This window comes from Vibrio sp. IB15 (genome assembly GCF_016406055.1).
GTDB classification, from domain to species: domain Bacteria; phylum Pseudomonadota; class Gammaproteobacteria; order Enterobacterales; family Vibrionaceae; genus Vibrio; species Vibrio chagasii.
Map to the genome: position 1 here is coordinate 33,380 of NZ_JAEFCE010000014.1, position 17,487 is coordinate 50,866.

Consider the following 17,487-nt stretch of genomic DNA (forward strand, 5'->3'; position numbering starts at 1 on the left):
CTCAACTTATGATTGTATTTACGAAGGCGTGGGGTTACCTCGTATATATCCTTTAATGATTAGAGTGTTATCGACACCTAAGATGATATAAGCTGACCAAATTCTCGACATATAATAAATCAAAACCATAAAGGATCATCTGTGGAATTTACGCTCGATAAATTTAACGGCATCATCATCAATCCAGCAACAGTCACATATGATGTTGACTCATTCCATGCTGAACTAAACAAGATCACCGAATTTTCAAAGCAAAACAACAAAGGCATCATTTGGATCAGCTTACCAATTGCATTATCACACCTTATCCCTGTAGCGACCGAACTTGGTTTTGTGTTCCACAACTGCCTAGAGGACGAAATTACGCTGATTCACAAATCCAAGATTGTTGAATTTGTGCCTTTTATTCCCACTCACACCTTGGGTGCTGGCGCATTGATCACTAATGAACACAACCAAGTACTGATTATCAAAGAACATGGTATGACGGGCTATAAATTACCTGGCGGCCACATTGAACTAGGCGAAAGTATTGAAGAGTCTGTGGTTAGAGAGACCATGGAAGAGACTGGCATCAAAGCAGAGTTTGTATCGGTAGTTGGCATGGCAACGCGCCACCCATATCAGTTTGGCAAATCGAACCTCTACTTTGTTTGCCACCTGATAGCTCAAACTCAAGAGATTGCGATTCAAGACACGGATGAAATTGCGGAAGCCAAATGGGTAGATGTAAAAGAGTTCATCAACAACACAGAGAACTACCCGTTCAACCGTCAGATGGTCGCTTCTTTGGTCGGTAAACAAGGTTTGGAACTGACTCAACTCGAAGGCAATTCAGGGCCTACTCATAAGCCAGAAGTCTTCTTTTCTAAAAGCGAATAATAAAAAGTTTGTTCGAGAAGTTTACACCATGAAAAAAGCGCCATTAATAGGCGCTTTCAAAGAGGCAATATCTGAGTTAAGTAAATCAATAAACTCATCATATCCTTGAAAGCCCATATTAGCTTCGCCCAGCCAACGCTAATAAACTGCCTGTACCAATAAATACACTGCCGAAAATACGGTTTTGCACAATCATATGACGGCGATTCTTAACCAATCCGCTCAAACGACTGGCTAACAGTGCATAACCAAACATCACAAGCATATCGACGGTAAGTAAAGTACTACCTAGCACTAGTATCTGCTCTACATGGGGACTGCTTGACACAATAAACTGGGGCAAAAGAGCAACAAGGAAAACAATACTTTTAGGATTGGTAACGTTGACAATCACTGACTGACAAAACATTTTCAAGCCACTTACTTTCTGCTGGTGTTCTTTGTAATCTGTATTATCCACCGTCTCGGTAAACTTCTTGATACCTAAATAAATTAAGTAGAGTGCCCCGACCCACTTTATAGCGTTAAACGCAACCTCTGATTGGGCAAGAACAGCACCAAGCCCAACACCAACTATCGCAATATTGAACATATTCCCAACTTGTAACCCAAGGTTTGAAATCACGCTTCGGCGAAAGCCGTATTTCATTGTTATTGACATCATATTCACGGCCCCTGCACCAGGAGAAACAGCTAAAACAATGCACGCCATCAAAAACGCAAACCACAAATCAAAATTCATTTAAGCTTCCTTTTAAAGTGACATCGACTCTAGACTTAAGCCGCAGTTGTAGTTAGTTTACTCACCACATAAAAGTAGAAAAACTAATTTTTTATATATTCATTCATAAGGAAACCTATGGACAGCCGATTTCTTGAAAGCCTTGTCGCAGTCGTAGAGGAAGGGTCAATAGCCGCTGCAGCTCGTGCCCAAGGCATAACACCAGCAGCTATCAGTCAAAGGATTCAAACGTTAGAAAGCGAGTTTAACTGTAAACTGTTTAGACGAGCAGGAAGTACTGTTCAGGCCACTTATGCCTGTTTGGCGGTTGTCCCCAAAGCAAAATCGATTATCAGGGAGACTCGTGATCTTATCGAAGTTGCGCAAGGGTCGGGATTAGATGGCACGTTAAGAGTGGGAGCTAACTCAACGTCATTAACCGCGTTTATCCCATCGACTCTCAAGTCCATTCGCGAAGTTGCACCGCAGGCTAAATTTCATATCATTCCTGGGAATTCTATCGACTTAAATCGGAGCCTTATCAATGGCGACCTTGATGCCGCGATTATCGTTGCACCTCCCTCAGCTATCCCAAAAACATTACGATGTAGAGAACTGAGAAATGAGCCTCTTGCATTAATTCATAGCAAAACGATTCAAGGGTCTATTGCAAGTATACTGAAAAACAACGCTTATATTAGATATGACCCTACCTGTTGGGGCGGGCAGATGTCGGAACGATTCATGAACGACACAGGGATGACCAAGAATACCATTTTTGACCTGGATTCCCTTGAGGCGATTGCTCAACTGGTGGTGGAAGAGGTTGGAGTATCAATTGTTCCAGTCTGGCCTGGTTTGGAACTCTTTGATGAACACATCACCATCACACCAATAACCAACAAGAAATACAACCGGAAGATGGTACTACTGAGTGCATACCACCCTAGACAGCCCAAACTTCTCGAATTGTTTGTAAAACATTTAGGTGAACTCGACTCGATTACACTGCAAAAAAGTGAGTCAGAGCATTCAGGATCGGGGCAATAAAATGGGAATAAGCGCCGTTGATACGGCGCTTTATACTGAGTCAAATAGTCCCCTGAATCCATTTTAGTGTAATCAGAAAAAGCCTAGCGGATTCGTATCATAGCTGATCAACAAGTTCTTCGTATTCTGGTAGTGATCGAGCATCATCTTGTGTGTCTCACGACCGATGCCTGATTTCTTGTATCCACCAAAGGCCGCGTGTGCTGGGTACGCATGGTAACAGTTCACCCAAATACGCCCCGCTTCAATGTTGCGACCCATGCGGTAAGCAAGGTTGGCATCACGCGTCCATACACCTGCACCCAAACCATATTCAGTATCGTTGGCAATTTCCAACGCTTCAGCTTCATCTTTAAAGGTAGTCACCGCGATAACTGGGCCAAAGATCTCCTCTTGGAAGACGCGCATCTTGTTATTGCCTTCGAGCATGGTTGGTTGAATATAATAACCATTACCCAGATCATCTGGTTGCTGCGCGATTTCACCACCAGTTAACACTTTCGCCCCCTCTTGACGACCAATCTCTAGATAGCTAAGAATCTTATCGAACTGCTCTTGAGAGGCTTGTGCGCCAACCTGAGTGTCAGTGTCTAACGGGTTACCTTGCTTGATGGTTTGAGCGCGCTCGACAACTTTGGTGATGAACTTGTCGTAGACCGATTCGTGGATCAACACACGCGATGGACAGGTACACACCTCACCTTGGTTAAAGAACGCCAGCAGCATGCCTTCTACACACTTATCTAGGTACTCATCTTCATAATCAAAAATGTCTGGGAAGTAGATGTTTGGAGACTTACCGCCAAGCTCAACGGTTGATGGAATCAAGCTTTCAGCCGCACATTTCAAAATATGGTGGCCGACTTCTGTTGAGCCAGTAAACGCCAATTTAGCCAAGCGGTCACTAGTTGCTAACGCTTGACCTGCTTCGCTACCAAAACCATTCACGATGTTGACCACACCTGCAGGCAGAAGGTCAGCGATCTTCTCCATCATCACCAAAATCGATGTTGGTGTTTGCTCGGCTGGCTTCATCACCACACAACAGCCTGCTGCCAGTGCAGGGGCCAATTTCCAAGCCGCCATTAAGATTGGGAAGTTCCAAGGAATGATCTGCCCTACCACGCCAATTGGCTCTGGGAAGTGGTAGCTTGCAGTGTTTGAATCAAGCTCGGCTGCGCTGCCTTCTTGCGCTCGAATACAGCCCGCAAAGTAGCGAAAATGATCGACAACCAACGGAATGTCTGCCGCCAGAGTTTCACGCACTGGTTTGCCGTTTTCCCATGTCTCAGCAACTGCGATCTCTTCTAGGTTTGCTTCAATGCGGTCAGCAATTTTAAGTAGGATATTCGAACGCTCTGTCACACTGGTCGCAGCCCAACTCGCACGAGCTGCATGCGCCGCATCGAGTGCTAAGCTAATGTCCGCCTCGGTTGAGCGCGCGACTTGGCAATACACCTGACCATTCACGGGAGACGTATTATCAAAATACTCGCCGCTGACAGGCTTCACCCACTCACCACCGATAAAGTTATCGTATTGAGCTTTAAAGTTCACCACTGCGTTGTCACTACCCGGCTGTGCGTAAATCATAGTTAGATCCTTCTTAGATGTGTTTTTCGTTATTAAGCGAGAGCTGTCTTATTTTTGTGGCGACTTCTCTTGAGACAAGAACTCATGACAATACGCCTATGTTTATGCTTTCTGTTTAAAACACTGATACTTCGTGCTTTCTTCACAACAAGAACAACGCAAATCACACGCCACAACCTCAAAACTTGTTGTTAGTAAATTGTAAAATTATGATTACCAAACATTTACAACCCAAAGTGAGTTGGCATTGAACAGCTGTATGGAAACCAATCCAATGTTCAACTGTTCCAATTTGGTACACTCTCACTGTTACGACATGGAACAGTCATGCACCTTCAACAAGCAAACACCTCAGATTGGCTTTCATCGTCTTGGCACCGCAGCACAGAAGCGGGGCTAAAACAGAGACGTCTTCCCGAAGATATTCGCCTGCCACAGTCGATTCTCAAGCAGCGACGTCATCAGTCATCGAGCTTGATTCAAATCGTCGAGCGCAATGCACTGCCTCTGTTTAACCAGATGTTTGCACGTACCGACAGTCGTTTGATCTTAACCGACATTGAAGGGGTGATTCTCGCTAGTTGGGGACAAGAGCGGTTCAAGGAAAAACTGACTTCGATTGCACTCAGCTCTGGAGCGTGTTGGCAGGAACAACTCAAAGGGACCAACGCCATTGGCACGGCGATCGTGGAAGCTAAACCTGTAACCATCATTGGTGAGCAGCACTTCATCCACCAGCATCGATTTATCAGTTGTTCAGCAAGCCCAGTGTTTGATCATCAAGGGCAAATGGTTGGCGTATTGGACATTACCAGTGAGCAGCAGCAACACGATAGTTCGGTGCAACTGCTCGTTCAAAATATGGTTCAGCTTGTTGGGAATCAATTATTGAGCCATATACCACAAGGCACGACTCGCATTGATCTCGCGTGTGAGAAATCGCTACTTCATAGTGGTTGGCAAGGGATTGTGATAGCCAACGAAGCTGGAGAGGTGGTCGCGCACAATCAGGTCGCTTCACAACTATTGGATCAAACCTCGATCGTCGGTGAGAGTATCGACACCCTCTTCAACCGAACTTCAATTGATGCACCTTTTGTGTTTAAAAAACAGCACCTAAAACGCCCAACAGCCAAGCGCACACGCTCTATTTCAGTGTCGTGTGACTTACACCATGGTGAACAACAGATAGAACACGCTTGGCAGCAGGCCAATAAGGTTATCGACAAAGGCATTAGCCTATTAATCCTTGGTGAAACCGGTGTCGGAAAGGGCGAGTTTGTTAAGGCTTTACACAAGCAAAGCCAGCGTAAATCGTCGCCCTTAGTCGCGGTGAATTGTGGTGCACTACCGAAAGATCTTATCGAATCTGAATTGTTTGGTTACGCGCCGGGGGCTTTTACAGGCGCAAGCCACAAAGGATTCCAAGGTAAGATCCGCCAAGCAGATAAGGGAATTCTGTTTCTAGATGAGATCGCCGACATGCCATTAGAGGCTCAATGTCGATTGCTGCATGTTCTGCAAGACAAATCCGTGGTGCCTGTCGGTTCCAATCAGAGCTACCAAGTCGATTGCCAGATCATCGCTGCCACTCACAAAAACCTCGAGCAGTTAGTCGCAACCGGTGAGTTTAGGCAAGACCTGTATTACAGACTCAATGGCTTAGCCTTTACCTTGCCAAGCTTGCAACAGCGACAAGATAAGCATGCTTTAATCGAGCATATTCATCGTAAATACGCTGAAGATGAGCGAACAATCTGCCCGCATTTGATGGGGTTGCTATGCGCCTATTCATGGCCGGGTAATATCCGCGAGTTAGACAACCTACTTAAAGTCGCCACTTTACTGGCAAACGACGAACCACAACTCACACTCGAGCATGTGCCCAGCCATCTAGCTCAACACCTCACGTCGTTAGCGCATGATAATCACCACCAATCGACAACCTCTAATGCCATAAAAGGTACAGCGAGTAACGATTTAAGAAGCACCGTTGAAGAAACCTTGTTGCAAACTTATCAAGCCAACCAAGGCAACATCAGTAAGACGTCACGCATACTTGGTATCAGCCGTAATACGATTTATCGAAAACTAAAAAGCTTAGGCATTCTCTAATAATGAAAACAGGAGATCATAACCTGCCCTTTCATTATCGAAAATAAAACTCACTTCCAGTGAGACGTTTTGCCCTCTGATTCGTAATGCTTGAAAACGAAAGAGGGCTCAGATGCAAACAATCAACATAGTGTGGCTAAAGCGTGATTTAAGACTCACCGACCACGCACCTTTACAACACGCTTTATCAGGTCACCCCCCAACGATATTGCTCTACATTTTCGAACCTATGCTGCTAAACAATGCCCACTACTCTGAGCGACATTGGCGGTTTGTTTGGCAGTCGCTGCAATGCATGAATCGGTCGCTGAAAGAGTATGGACATCAGGTTTCAATACTTCATGGCAGTGCGATGGACTGCTTCAAAGCGATTCAATCTCGTTACCGCATCAAAAACGTCTTCTCTCATCAAGAGATAGGATTAAATTGCACTTTTGAGCGTGACAGAGAACTCTCTGCTTGGTTTACAGATCACAACATCCCATGGCAAGAGTTCGCACAAGGCGCTGTCGTAAGAGGGTCGAAAGACAGAATCGGTTGGGACAAGCACTGGAACAATGTCATGCGTGCTCCCATAGAAGAAAATCAGTTAACGACAGAATCACTACATACCCTTGATGCACAGGAGCTTATATTCGCAATCGAGCCTCCACCAGCTTGGTTAACCAAAGTTAAAGGCATACAAACGGGTGGAAGCGCACTGGCATGGGCAACATTAAATGACTTCTTTGAGCGCCGTGGTCGCGATTACTATCGCAGCATCTCAAGCCCAGAAGCTTCACGACATGCCTGTACACGTCTATCCCCATATTTGGCTTGGGGCAATATATCGCTGCGTGAGGTTTATCAACACCTGTTGGGGCACTGGCAAGTCGCAGGGTTTCGTCGCAGCTTGATTGCGCTCTCATCAAGGCTTCACTGGCACTGTCATTTCATGCAGAAGTTTGAATCGGAATGCGCGATGGAATATCGCTGTATCAATCACGCCTACGAAGCACTCTTGCAAAAAGAGACGGTAAAAGATCCGATACATCTTCAGGCATGGAAGATGGGGATGACAGGTGTGCCATTGGTCGATGCCTGTATGCGCTGCCTACATCATACGGGGTACATTAATTTCCGCATGCGCTCAATGCTGGTGAGCTTTCTCACTCACCATATGAACATGGACTGGCGTGATGGTGTCACACACTTAGCGCAGCTGTTCCTCGATTTTGAACCCGGCATTCATTACCCACAGTTTCAAATGCAAGCTGGGGTAACGGGCATCAACACCATCCGAATTTACAACCCAACAAAGCAAGCCCTAGAGCACGATTCCGATGGGGACTTCATCCGAAAATGGGTACCCGAACTTTTAGACATACCCACTCCACTTCTGTTTGAGCCTTGGAAGATGACACCTATGGAAGTCATGATGCACGAGCTTGAACCAGACTCCCCTTACCTTAATCCAGTCGTCGACCTCGAAGTGAGCGCCAAGGAAGCACGAGTGCGTTTATGGTCATGGAGAAAGCTGACGGAAGTGAAACAAGAACGCAGTCGTATTTTGTCACGCCACGTTAGGCCACCGAAGAAACAAAGCAAAACAACACGGGCAAGCTAATACAACGTGTTCCCTCTTTAAATCACTTATAAAAAGAGTGGTAATTCATTGGGTTAAATAAATTTAATTGTGATCGTCGTCATATAATGAGTAATAGACTCGCGGTCACAAACTAGAGAGGCAAAATTGCAGCCTTACTAAAACATTAAACTCACCTAATCATCACTAAAACTAATAAATACATAAAGTTAGCGATTACTAAATGATGATTTTCATATTCATCTAAGCGTTGCGAGCAAAGCCAAAACTGCACATTATGCAATCTTGTTTATATTTTTGATCTCTCTATTCTTTTTGTGTTCATTTTTTTGCATTTTCCGTTCACTTATCTTGTTTAAAATCTCTGCAAACTACCACTATTTAGCTAGAGAGATCATATGTTTAACAGTATACGAACGCGAATTGCGGTGAGTGCGGGCGGGGCGATGGCTTTCACCCTGTTGATCGCAATGGGCATGACCACTAGCGCTTTTACTGATGTGAACAAACAAGTCACAGAGAAAGTAAAACTACAGTTAACCGATGCTACGACAACCGACTTACAAAATACGGCACTTCAGCAAGGGTTAAACATTTCCAACCAACTGAACCCGGTACTAGCCAACTTAACACAAGCACGTTCAATCATTGAGTTGAGTTCAGAAACGGACGCTAGCGCAGACCTTATCGTTAAACAGTTTACTGCCGCGCTAGAAGCACAAAACAAAGCCGTATTTGCCGGCTACATGGTGTGGGAAAACAAGACTTGGCCACAACAAACCGATCTCAATGACGAAAACAGCTTGGACAGCGAATTAGGCTTTAATAGTCAGGGCTACCTTGCCCCTTTCTTCTCTCCCAATGACGAAAACAGCTTTGACGCGGTCGCAATGGAGAGCTACAGCAATACCGAGCTAAACAGCAATGGTGAACGCAAAGACGACTGGCACTTAATGCCTTACCAAACTGGTAAAACATTCGTAATGGAGCCGTACTTCTATCCGGTTCGTGGTAAGCAAGAACTCATCACGACCATCAGCCAGCCGATTAAGCAAAACGGTAAGATCATCGGCTCACTTGGCTTCGATTTGTCACTTCATGAACTGCAAAGCCAGAGTGAAGGTCTTGCTCGTCACCTATTCGACGGACAAGGTAGAATCCTCATCACTTCATGGAAAGGTATCACCCTAGCCAACAGCAGCGCTGGAAACATGGTGGGTAAGAAAGTCTCGCCAGAGCTAGAAAAAGAATGGTCGCGAGTTCAGTCTATCGCTAAACAGTCTGGGGCTGGGTTGGTTACATTTGGCGGAGAGGAATACGCCATAACTGCAATCGAAACTAGCGACGCACCGTGGGTAGTCATGGTGTCGGTTCCCAGTAGTCACCTTGCAAAAAGTGTCGACGAATACACCCAGTGGAGTGATGAACAGAATTCGAAAGCGCTTGAAAAAGGTGTGTGGGCGGGGATCGTCGCCGTTCTTCTAGGCATCATCTCAATGGCATTGATTGCCAACTCTCTGGGCAAAGTTCTCAATAACTTGGTCGAGCGATTCAAAGATGCCGCACAGGGCGAAGGCGATTTAACCTACCGCATCGAAGTAAAAGGAAAAGATGAGACCGCGCAACTGGCTCACTGGTTCAATACCTTCCTATCTCGCATACAAGAGATGCTGCTTACTGTAATGGCGACAGCAGACCAAGTCGATAAGAATGCGACTGAGGGTCAAGCGCGTGCAGAGGTATCCCGTGACCAGTTGAACGCTCAAGTAAACGAAGTGAACTCACTCGCCACTGCAATCAATGAGATGAGTGCCACTGCACAAGAAGTAGCGAACTCAGCCGTTCAAGCCGCTGCGGCCGCTAGCCAGGTACAAAGTAATAGCCTTAACGGCATGACACGCATGGACAATGCCGCCAGCGCAGTTGATAGCTTAGCCATTCAAGTGAATGATGCGCAGCAACAAACGCAAAATTTGGTCGATTCGAGCACCGCTATTCAAGGTATTTTGAGCGAAATTGGGGGGATTGCAGAACAAACGAACCTACTGGCTCTGAACGCTGCCATTGAGGCTGCTCGCGCGGGTTCAGCAGGGCGAGGCTTTGCGGTGGTGGCCGATGAAGTGCGTAATCTAGCAAACCGTACTCAAGGTTCGACCGAAGAGATTCGCTCAATGCTAGCGCGCCTAGAGCAAGAGACCCAATCTATCGTGGTATTGATGGAACAAAGTCAAAAGCAAGCGAATGATACCAAGGGCGAAACTCAAGCAGCACATTTAGCGCTGTCTGAGATTAACCAAGCCATTGAAGTCATCAACGACATGAACAATCAAATCGCTTCTGCAGCTGAAGAGCAAAGTTCAGTATCTGAAGAGATTAACCGTAACGTAGTCATCATTAACGACACCGCTGTGGAAGTGATGGACACCATGACATCCTCGGTAGAAATCAGTAATGAGCTGACAGTAAAAGCCGGAGATTTACACGGAGAGTTGAGCAAATTTAAGCTCTCGTAATTCACCCTCTCTTCCATAAAAACAAGGCCGAGAAACGCAATGTTCTCGGCCTTTCTATATATTGTTCACTCTCGAAATCAATGCCTCTCACCGAGCAAGATCTAATTAGAATCCAATTCAACCAGCTGATTGAGTACCTCTTTGTCCAATACTGGATGATACTTACTCGCGAGCAACAGTACGATGTCTACCGCAGGTAACGGCGGCATATCATCGAGAATCTTCAAATCAGGCGTGACACTGAGCTTGCCCATCGCACCAATTGCCAATCCAGCTTTGACGATTGCACGCTGCGCTGAAGCCGTATTACTGCACGCTAAAAGCTGATATTGCGTATCTTGTTTGGTTAAACCATTCACTGCCGCAGCATGGTATTTACAATCCGTCTGGAACAATGCGAGTGGGACAGTTTTAGAATCATCAAACACAAAATCAGGGCTGCTTATCCAAACGCCCGCATCATTGGTTAGCCAATATCCCTCTTCACTATCGGGAGCGCGGGTCACAATCGCAGCATCAAGCCTACCATCATCAAGCCACTCTCTAAGCGTAATACTCGGCAAGCTAAATACTTGAATGGAGCACGTGGGTTCTGCGTTCTGCAACAGCTTAATCACTTTCGGCAAGATGCTGTCGTTATAGTCTTCAGGGCAACCTAATCGCAGTGGCTGTTTGTCTTCATAACGCTTTACTTGTTTCAATGCCGTATTGTGGAGTGCGACGAGCTGCTCCGCATGAGAACGCAATGCCAAGCCCGCCTCAGTCAATACTAGGTTGCGTCCTTCCTTTTGAAACAGAGTAACGTTAAGTTCTTCCTCTAACTTACGCATCTGAGCGCTAAAGGCCGACTGGGTGCGATTAATCTGCTTTGCAGCACGTGTAAAACTGCTGGTCTCCACAAACGCAAGAAAGCCTCTCAACGCATCAATATCCATATTGAAATCACCACCCATCGTTTTTATTAATGTATTGCATCAAAATTATCCGTTAGTGCGCCGCAATACAATCCCTTAAGCTCAAATGCATACCCACCAGACGCAAGGAAGCATTTATGCAGCTTTATATCGCTAATCAGAACTACTCAACTTGGTCACTGCGCGCATGGCTAATATTCGATCACTACAACCTCGCCGCAGACGTCATCAAACTTAAGCTATTCACCCCAGATTTTTATAACACGTTAGCGAAAGTGACACCCACTGCAAAAGTGCCGACTCTGGTTGATGGTGACGTTGCAGTGTGGGATTCATTGGCGATTCTCGAATACGTTAACGATGCCTACCTAAACGGTACTGCATGGCCAAGTTCCATTGCTGAACGCGCCTTAGCCCGAGCTATCTCGGCAGAAATGCATTCTGGTTTTTTCAACATCAGAAATGAGTTACCAATGAACTGCCGAGCCAAAAGAAAGCTGGTTTTGAGTGAAGGTGCCCAGAAAGATATTGCTCGCATCGATGCCATTTGGTCTGAGCAAATGGAGAGATACCCAGAGGGTTGGCTATTTGGAGAATGGTCGATTGCCGATGCGATGTTTGCACCTCTAGCACTGCGAGTCGAAACCTACGGCATAAAGCTTTCGGATAAAGCCCAACAGTATCAACAACGTGTGTTGAATAGTCCGTCGATAAAGAAATGGTTGGCAGAGGCGAGTTTAGAAAAAGATATCGTTGAAGAAGACGAGGCAGGAGAGCCTGTTTAACATGTAGCGAATGAGTCTCGAATAACTTCGAGACTCATTGTTTTCATAAGGGAATACGATTTACTGACTCGCTATTCAGCAGTAACGCTCTCTTGGTGAACGTTCGCTTCAAATTCCAATATGTCACCCGGTTGGCACTCTAACACTTCACACAACTTGTCTAGTGTCGATAGCCTTACCGCTTTGGCCTTGCCATTCTTTAACACCGACAAGTTGGCTTCGGTTATCCCAACCTCTTGTGCCAATGTCTTTAATCGCATTTTTCGCTTGGCCATCATAATGTCTAAATTAATGCGGATAGTCATGACAAGTCCTTTAAATCGTTTGGCTGTGCTCATCAGCCAGAATATAACCTTCTTTCATCACCCATGAGATGATCAAAATAATTATACCTAATATAAGTGTCAAAAAGTCCATTCCCTCAAAACTAATCGCAAAGATACGCTCACCTGGTGGATTATTGAACGACAAAATCACTGACATCAATGAGCCATAGATAACGGAGCCGAATACCCAATAAAACAAGCTATACCCGAGCTTCTGGTATGACAGTGCATTTTCAAAAGAGAAGATTTCGCCTCGCTCATAGTTACGGAATAAACGTATCAGAACGAGTAGTGCGTATATCAGGATGCTAGACATCGCTAAGCTTGTGAACGCAGCAACCATTCTTGTTGTCATAGTAAGTGGCAACATCGTGTAACTCCCGATGTCATAAGTGAGGTAAAAAATACCAGTCGAACTTATAAAGTCATAGGGAGTCTCAACGGTTAACCAGAAGTAGCACACCATGATAGGAGTAAGCACAAGAAAAGACTGCAATAGCATGCGAACACGTCGGCTTTGTTTTTGGATGTTAGACATAGTTAATGTTCCTGTTAAGTTTACAGGAGGATCCTAAGATCAAAACAAACGATGATCAACAATAAATTATCGTTTTGCGATAATTTATTTCCTTTTAGCATCTTAACAAAGCAAATAAAAAAATGTTAGATTTATCCGTTAATGATGAAGGTTCTAGCTCACTCTCGAGTCGATTCACTTAGCCACCGGTCACCTGAACCTTTACCCAAATCGCAATAATTTTGTCGACTGTGATCGCCTAATCACAATGTGCAGACCTGATTGTTTATATTCAAGCAAATTCAATTCATTAAGATAAACATCATGTTACGAGCCTCTATCGTATTACTCAGTGTCACAAGCTTGGCTGTATCTGCCAATATATCCCTCCCCTCAGATGAGGACTGGATAGCTCATGCCAGCGAAGGATTAGCGCCTTATTGGATGATGCCGAGTGCTCAAGGAGAACCGATAGGCAACTTCCCGACTTTCCGCTGTGATGATGGGATATTGCTTGATGTGACCAACGTTTGTCCTGAGTTAGATCGAGGCTGGATCACGCCACACTTCGGCAAAGAGTTCACTCGGATGAAGTCACGCCAAACCTATGCTTATGGCGTGCTCTACCACCTAACCGGAGACAGACAAGCATTAGCGCTCGCTAAGCAAGGGGCTTACTACCTCATTGAACACTTAGAAGATAAACAAAATGGTGGTTTCATCAGCTTCACCAAAGACGGCAAAGCAGGGCTTGAGTGGCAACATCGAACGGCTCAAGATCAAGCATATGCGCTAGTTGGCTTAGCCATGTACTACTACCTAACTCAAGATAAGAAGGTAGAAGACGCTCTCATCGCTCAACAAGCTTTTATCTTCGAACAATACCGACTTAACGATAACAGTGGCCTTGCGTGGGTGCTTGCCGACGGTGAAGATGGCAAAGTCACTCAGCGGGAATTGGTTGCACAACTTGACCAGATTAACGGCTACATGCTGTTAATAGCTCCACTACTGAAAGATCCTACCAAGACAAAATGGCTTGATGATCTGAATTGGCTGACACAAACCATGATCGAGCACTACCACTCCGAAGATGAACAACGCTTCTACGGTGCCATTCACAGCAAAGCAGCCATGATGCCGAATGCCAATCACAATGATTTTGGTCACACCATCAAAGCGTATTGGATGACTTACCTTACCGGGCAAACTCTGGATAACTCCGAATGGAAAGAGTTCGGTATGCAAGGGATGAAGGACACTTTAGCCCAAGCCCAGTACCAGAAAGACTTCACCGATATATCCCAATACTTTGGCGGCAAGCTTCAGAAGGCATGGCAAGGACGAGAGATTACTGGCTGGCAAAGCAGACCAAACACTCATTGGGCTTCGTCATGGGAATGGGCTGAGCTCGACCAAGCGGCAATGACGGTATCGCTTGTAGATGGTTCGATGAAAGAAACCCTACAATACACGTTGCCGACTTTTCACGATGTGTGGGTCGACCACAAATATGGTGGTGTAGGGCTTGAACCTAAGCGCACTAAGGCTTTTCATTGGGGCAACGGCTACCATCAATTTGAGCATGCGTTGATTGGTTACTTATATGCCAGACAAGTGGAAGGCAAACCTGCAGTGCTTCACTACGCGAGACCAGCTAACAGCGAGATACCATATCAAGGCGATGTGGTTAAGTTGGAGATGCTTGAGGGGGGAATGCAGAAGGTCAGCTTCAATAACATCCGGCCTTAGCAGGTTTTCTTAAGCGCACAACGAAAATGAGCCCGTTCAAAGGGCTCATTTTGCTATCTTTTTTTGTTTTACTATCTTCTTTTGTTCTGCTCTACCAGCTTTTCATTCCATGCGGTGTTGCCATCACGCTTAGAGACATCGTACTCTGCACAGAACTGAGATATGGTCATATTGTTATCGCCAGTGGCAAGCTTGAGAGCCAACTGAACTTGTTGAAGCTTGCTTTGCAGTCGCAAGATTTGACCAGCATTTGGGCTTTTCTCTTTGGCGTATTTTAAAGCCGCATGCTTACGTTCTGCCGCGCCAGCTCTACGATCCGCTTCTGATAACAGATACTTTAACTGCGCAACACTCTTGCCCTTCTTAAAAGCAGGATCAAGCAGCTCAACGCACTCATCAAACGATGGGTTGATAACGTATGGGTCTACTTTATGTGCCTGTTGGCGCATCCACTCTAGTGCGAGTTTTTCATCTGACATAATCGAATCTTTTCCAAAGAAATAGCCCTATATGGTATCGCTCAATAGCGAATGGCTGCAATAGCAAATTAACTTATCTCACGCCTTTAAATACAACGCTACAGAAAGTAATGGTGCCACGCATCAAGAAGCACCCTCTCTTCAAATATAGGCGTTAGAAACGAAATAAAGAGCTAACCACACCGTTAAAATTCGCCAAACCAAATACAAGTAAAACGAAATTAAAAACATTTAAATCAATAGCTTATTGATATTAATCCGTGTAATCCACCCGTCAGATTACACGACTTCTTTGCACTCTTTCATAGTTTTGTACATTACTCATTCTAGCCAATAAAACTCACCTACTTTGTTTATATGCATGGGCAAACATATAAATCAGAGCAATGAAAAGACGTACATTTTTGAAAAGCGTAGCTGGGGCTGCCTTTGTACCAACCCAACTTTTGGCTTCGCAAGGCAACAATCCTTCCTTATTTCCAGTCTCAATTATGCAGGCTGGGCGCAGCGCAACCTCGGGAGATTTGCACCTTCTTAGTGGAGAATTGCCAGCTGATATCCATGGTCATGTGTTTTTTTCTGAAGGGATACCACTGGAGCCAGACCACCTGAGTCCGAACGGCCGCGGCGCTCTAACCCGTCTCGACTTTTCGCCAAGCAAAGTTTCTTTCTTGCGTAAGATGATTGACACCCCGTCAGCCATCATGCAACAGCATATCTCGTATGGCTATGACAGCTTTAAACTGCTTGGTGGTATGGCTTATTACAGCCCGACGATGGGATTCGTCAACTATTGTAATACCGCGCCCAACTACCTAGGTGACAACCGATTCGCGCTCAGCTACGAAGGCGGGGTTCCCTACGAATTTGATGCGCTCAGCTTAGACCTGATCACACCGATTGGTCACTATGATGAGTGGCAGAGCAGTCTTCCACCTTGGATGAGCCCTTTTATTCCTGACAAATTGCTGTTTCCACAAGTTCGTACCACAGGCCATCCGTATTTTGATCTCGAGTCGGATGAATGTTTCACCATTAACTACGGTGGAAACATTTCCAACACGGGTACTAAAAATGGATTTATACGGCTTCTGAAATGGGATAAGCACAACCCTCTACAAGGCTGGAACATTATTGGCCGTAACGGTAAGCCTGCCTTTATCGCAGCAACCGCTCACTCTCTTGGTGTAACACGCCACCACATCCTCGTATTTGAAACTGCAGCGCAAATCGAGCCGCTGCGTATGATCGGTATACCGTCGGTTTATGCTCAGCAACATCGGACTCCAACTTGGATTATTCGTAAGAAAGATCTCTACCTCGGGCGCGATTATGTGGTTGCCGACTACCTAGAACTGGATTTCGATACCTCAGACATCATGTGTAATTACGATGACCATGACAACGAAATCACCCTATACGGTCAATACCTAGGAGCGATGGACAAATCGGAGCCCCAATACACACGCGATAAGCGATGGTTTGGTGGAAGAACTCCGAGTCAATTGGCAGGTTACCCGGCAGCACCCATTGATGTCGGCGGCTTAGTACGCGCAAGGATCCAAGTTCAGTCGCAATCCGTCCGACACATAAATGAAGACTTCAGGCTGATACGAGACGACCAACTTTTTTGGGATATGAATGATCCCGCGTACCGTGGACACTTCCAGTTCCCAGAGCAATTTGAACATATTTATTGGGCTGCCGTTGGCTATCGCAAAGACCATGTCATTAAGCGTGTCGCAGAGGCGTATGAACACTACCCCAATAGAAGGTTCACCAACGATTCATTACCTCAAGCCGACCAACCCTCGGCTCTCGTGCACATGGACTGCCTTTCGATGAATCTCGCCGATGCGTATCAATTTCCCTCAGATTGTGTGATGCGAACGCCTCAGTTTATGGCTCGCCCTAACAGCACCTCTCAAGACGACGGCTACATATTCACAGCCGTGGTTCGTAGTCACCCTACTTACGGCATTGGAAATGGCAAAGAGATCTGGATCTTTGACGCACAAAACTTAGCACAAGGTCCATTAGCGATCTTAGGGCACCCGCAACTCAATTTTGCGACGACGAATCATGCGCTCTGGGTAGCAGAGATAGGGCCGAGACCTGCTGATGCCTATAAAGCCAACGTAGGAGACTTCTTCAGTTCACGTTTATCAAGCCATCGCAGCGCTGTTCAAGAAGTCATTCAGCAACACATTCTGCCTCGATTTGGCTAATCCATTCGATGAAGAAAACCACCTTTA

The 17,487-nt window shown here is 45.7% G+C and carries 14 protein-coding genes; 8 read left to right on the forward strand and 6 right to left on the reverse strand.

Features of this window, described 5'->3' with window-relative positions; genetic code table 11:
- Positions 1-141: 141 nt before the first annotated feature.
- Positions 142-882: an NUDIX hydrolase gene (locus JC606_RS07285; protein WP_137406855.1), complete on the forward strand. Its 741-nt coding sequence runs from the start codon at positions 142-144 to the stop codon at positions 880-882.
- 118 nt (positions 883-1,000) lie between these two features.
- Here JC606_RS07285 and rhtB read toward each other — a convergent pair whose 3' ends face one another.
- Positions 1,001-1,624 (reverse strand): homoserine/homoserine lactone efflux protein, encoded by a 624-nt coding sequence (gene rhtB, locus JC606_RS07290; protein WP_137406854.1) that lies wholly within the window; start codon positions 1,622-1,624, stop codon positions 1,001-1,003.
- Between the two features lie 117 nt (positions 1,625-1,741).
- Here rhtB and JC606_RS07295 point away from each other — a divergent pair, with 117 nt between their 5' ends.
- Positions 1,742-2,653, forward strand: a complete 912-nt coding sequence (locus JC606_RS07295) for a LysR family transcriptional regulator (protein WP_137406853.1) — start codon at positions 1,742-1,744, stop codon at positions 2,651-2,653.
- A 72-nt stretch (positions 2,654-2,725) separates the two neighbouring features.
- On the opposite strand, the gene exaC is transcribed toward JC606_RS07295, so the two are convergent.
- Complete coding sequence (gene exaC, locus JC606_RS07300; protein WP_171730946.1) at positions 2,726-4,246, reverse strand: acetaldehyde dehydrogenase ExaC; 1,521 nt, start codon at positions 4,244-4,246, stop codon at positions 2,726-2,728.
- Between the two features lie 327 nt (positions 4,247-4,573).
- Here exaC and JC606_RS07305 point away from each other — a divergent pair, with 327 nt between their 5' ends.
- The 3 genes from JC606_RS07305 (at position 4,574) to JC606_RS07315 (ending at position 10,459) form a co-directional block, all read left to right on the forward strand.
- Positions 4,574-6,361 carry a sigma-54-dependent Fis family transcriptional regulator gene (locus JC606_RS07305; RefSeq protein ID WP_198778311.1) on the forward strand — a complete coding sequence of 596 codons (1,788 nt, stop codon included), beginning with the start codon at positions 4,574-4,576 and terminating at the stop codon, positions 6,359-6,361.
- Between the two features lie 112 nt (positions 6,362-6,473).
- Positions 6,474-7,967: a cryptochrome/deoxyribodipyrimidine photo-lyase family protein gene (locus JC606_RS07310; protein ID WP_137406850.1), complete on the forward strand. Its 1,494-nt coding sequence runs from the start codon at positions 6,474-6,476 to the stop codon at positions 7,965-7,967.
- Positions 7,968-8,344: 377 nt separating this feature from the next.
- The gene (locus JC606_RS07315) at positions 8,345-10,459 is read left to right on the forward strand and encodes a methyl-accepting chemotaxis protein (protein ID WP_198778312.1); all 2,115 of its coding nucleotides are present in this window, start codon (positions 8,345-8,347) and stop codon (positions 10,457-10,459) included.
- Positions 10,460-10,560: 101 nt separating this feature from the next.
- On the opposite strand, the gene JC606_RS07320 is transcribed toward JC606_RS07315, so the two are convergent.
- Positions 10,561-11,412 carry a LysR family transcriptional regulator gene (locus JC606_RS07320; protein WP_198778313.1) on the reverse strand — a complete coding sequence of 284 codons (852 nt, stop codon included), beginning with the start codon at positions 11,410-11,412 and terminating at the stop codon, positions 10,561-10,563.
- A gap of 98 nt (positions 11,413-11,510) precedes the next feature.
- On the opposite strand from JC606_RS07320, the gene JC606_RS07325 reads away from it, so the two are divergent.
- Positions 11,511-12,158, forward strand: coding sequence for a glutathione S-transferase family protein (locus tag JC606_RS07325; RefSeq protein ID WP_198778314.1), 648 nt, complete (start codon positions 11,511-11,513; stop codon positions 12,156-12,158).
- 71 nt (positions 12,159-12,229) lie between these two features.
- Here JC606_RS07325 and JC606_RS07330 read toward each other — a convergent pair whose 3' ends face one another.
- On the reverse strand, positions 12,230-12,463 hold the full coding sequence (locus JC606_RS07330; protein ID WP_102425503.1) for a helix-turn-helix domain-containing protein: 234 nt from the start codon (positions 12,461-12,463) through the stop codon (positions 12,230-12,232).
- Between the two features lie 10 nt (positions 12,464-12,473).
- A complete protein-coding gene (locus tag JC606_RS07335) occupies positions 12,474-13,022 on the reverse strand; it encodes a DUF2975 domain-containing protein (RefSeq protein WP_198778315.1) in 549 nt (182 codons plus the stop codon).
- 303 nt (positions 13,023-13,325) lie between these two features.
- Between JC606_RS07335 and JC606_RS07340 the strand changes: the two genes are divergently transcribed.
- Entirely contained in the window at positions 13,326-14,753 is a 1,428-nt protein-coding gene (locus JC606_RS07340; protein ID WP_198778316.1) for an N-acylglucosamine 2-epimerase, read from the forward strand.
- A gap of 71 nt (positions 14,754-14,824) precedes the next feature.
- On the opposite strand, the gene JC606_RS07345 is transcribed toward JC606_RS07340, so the two are convergent.
- A complete protein-coding gene (locus tag JC606_RS07345; RefSeq protein WP_102425500.1) occupies positions 14,825-15,232 on the reverse strand; it encodes a hypothetical protein in 408 nt (135 codons plus the stop codon).
- Between the two features lie 386 nt (positions 15,233-15,618).
- On the opposite strand from JC606_RS07345, the gene JC606_RS07350 reads away from it, so the two are divergent.
- Complete coding sequence (locus tag JC606_RS07350) at positions 15,619-17,460, forward strand: carotenoid oxygenase family protein (RefSeq protein ID WP_198778317.1); 1,842 nt, start codon at positions 15,619-15,621, stop codon at positions 17,458-17,460.
- Positions 17,461-17,487 lie beyond the last annotated feature (27 nt).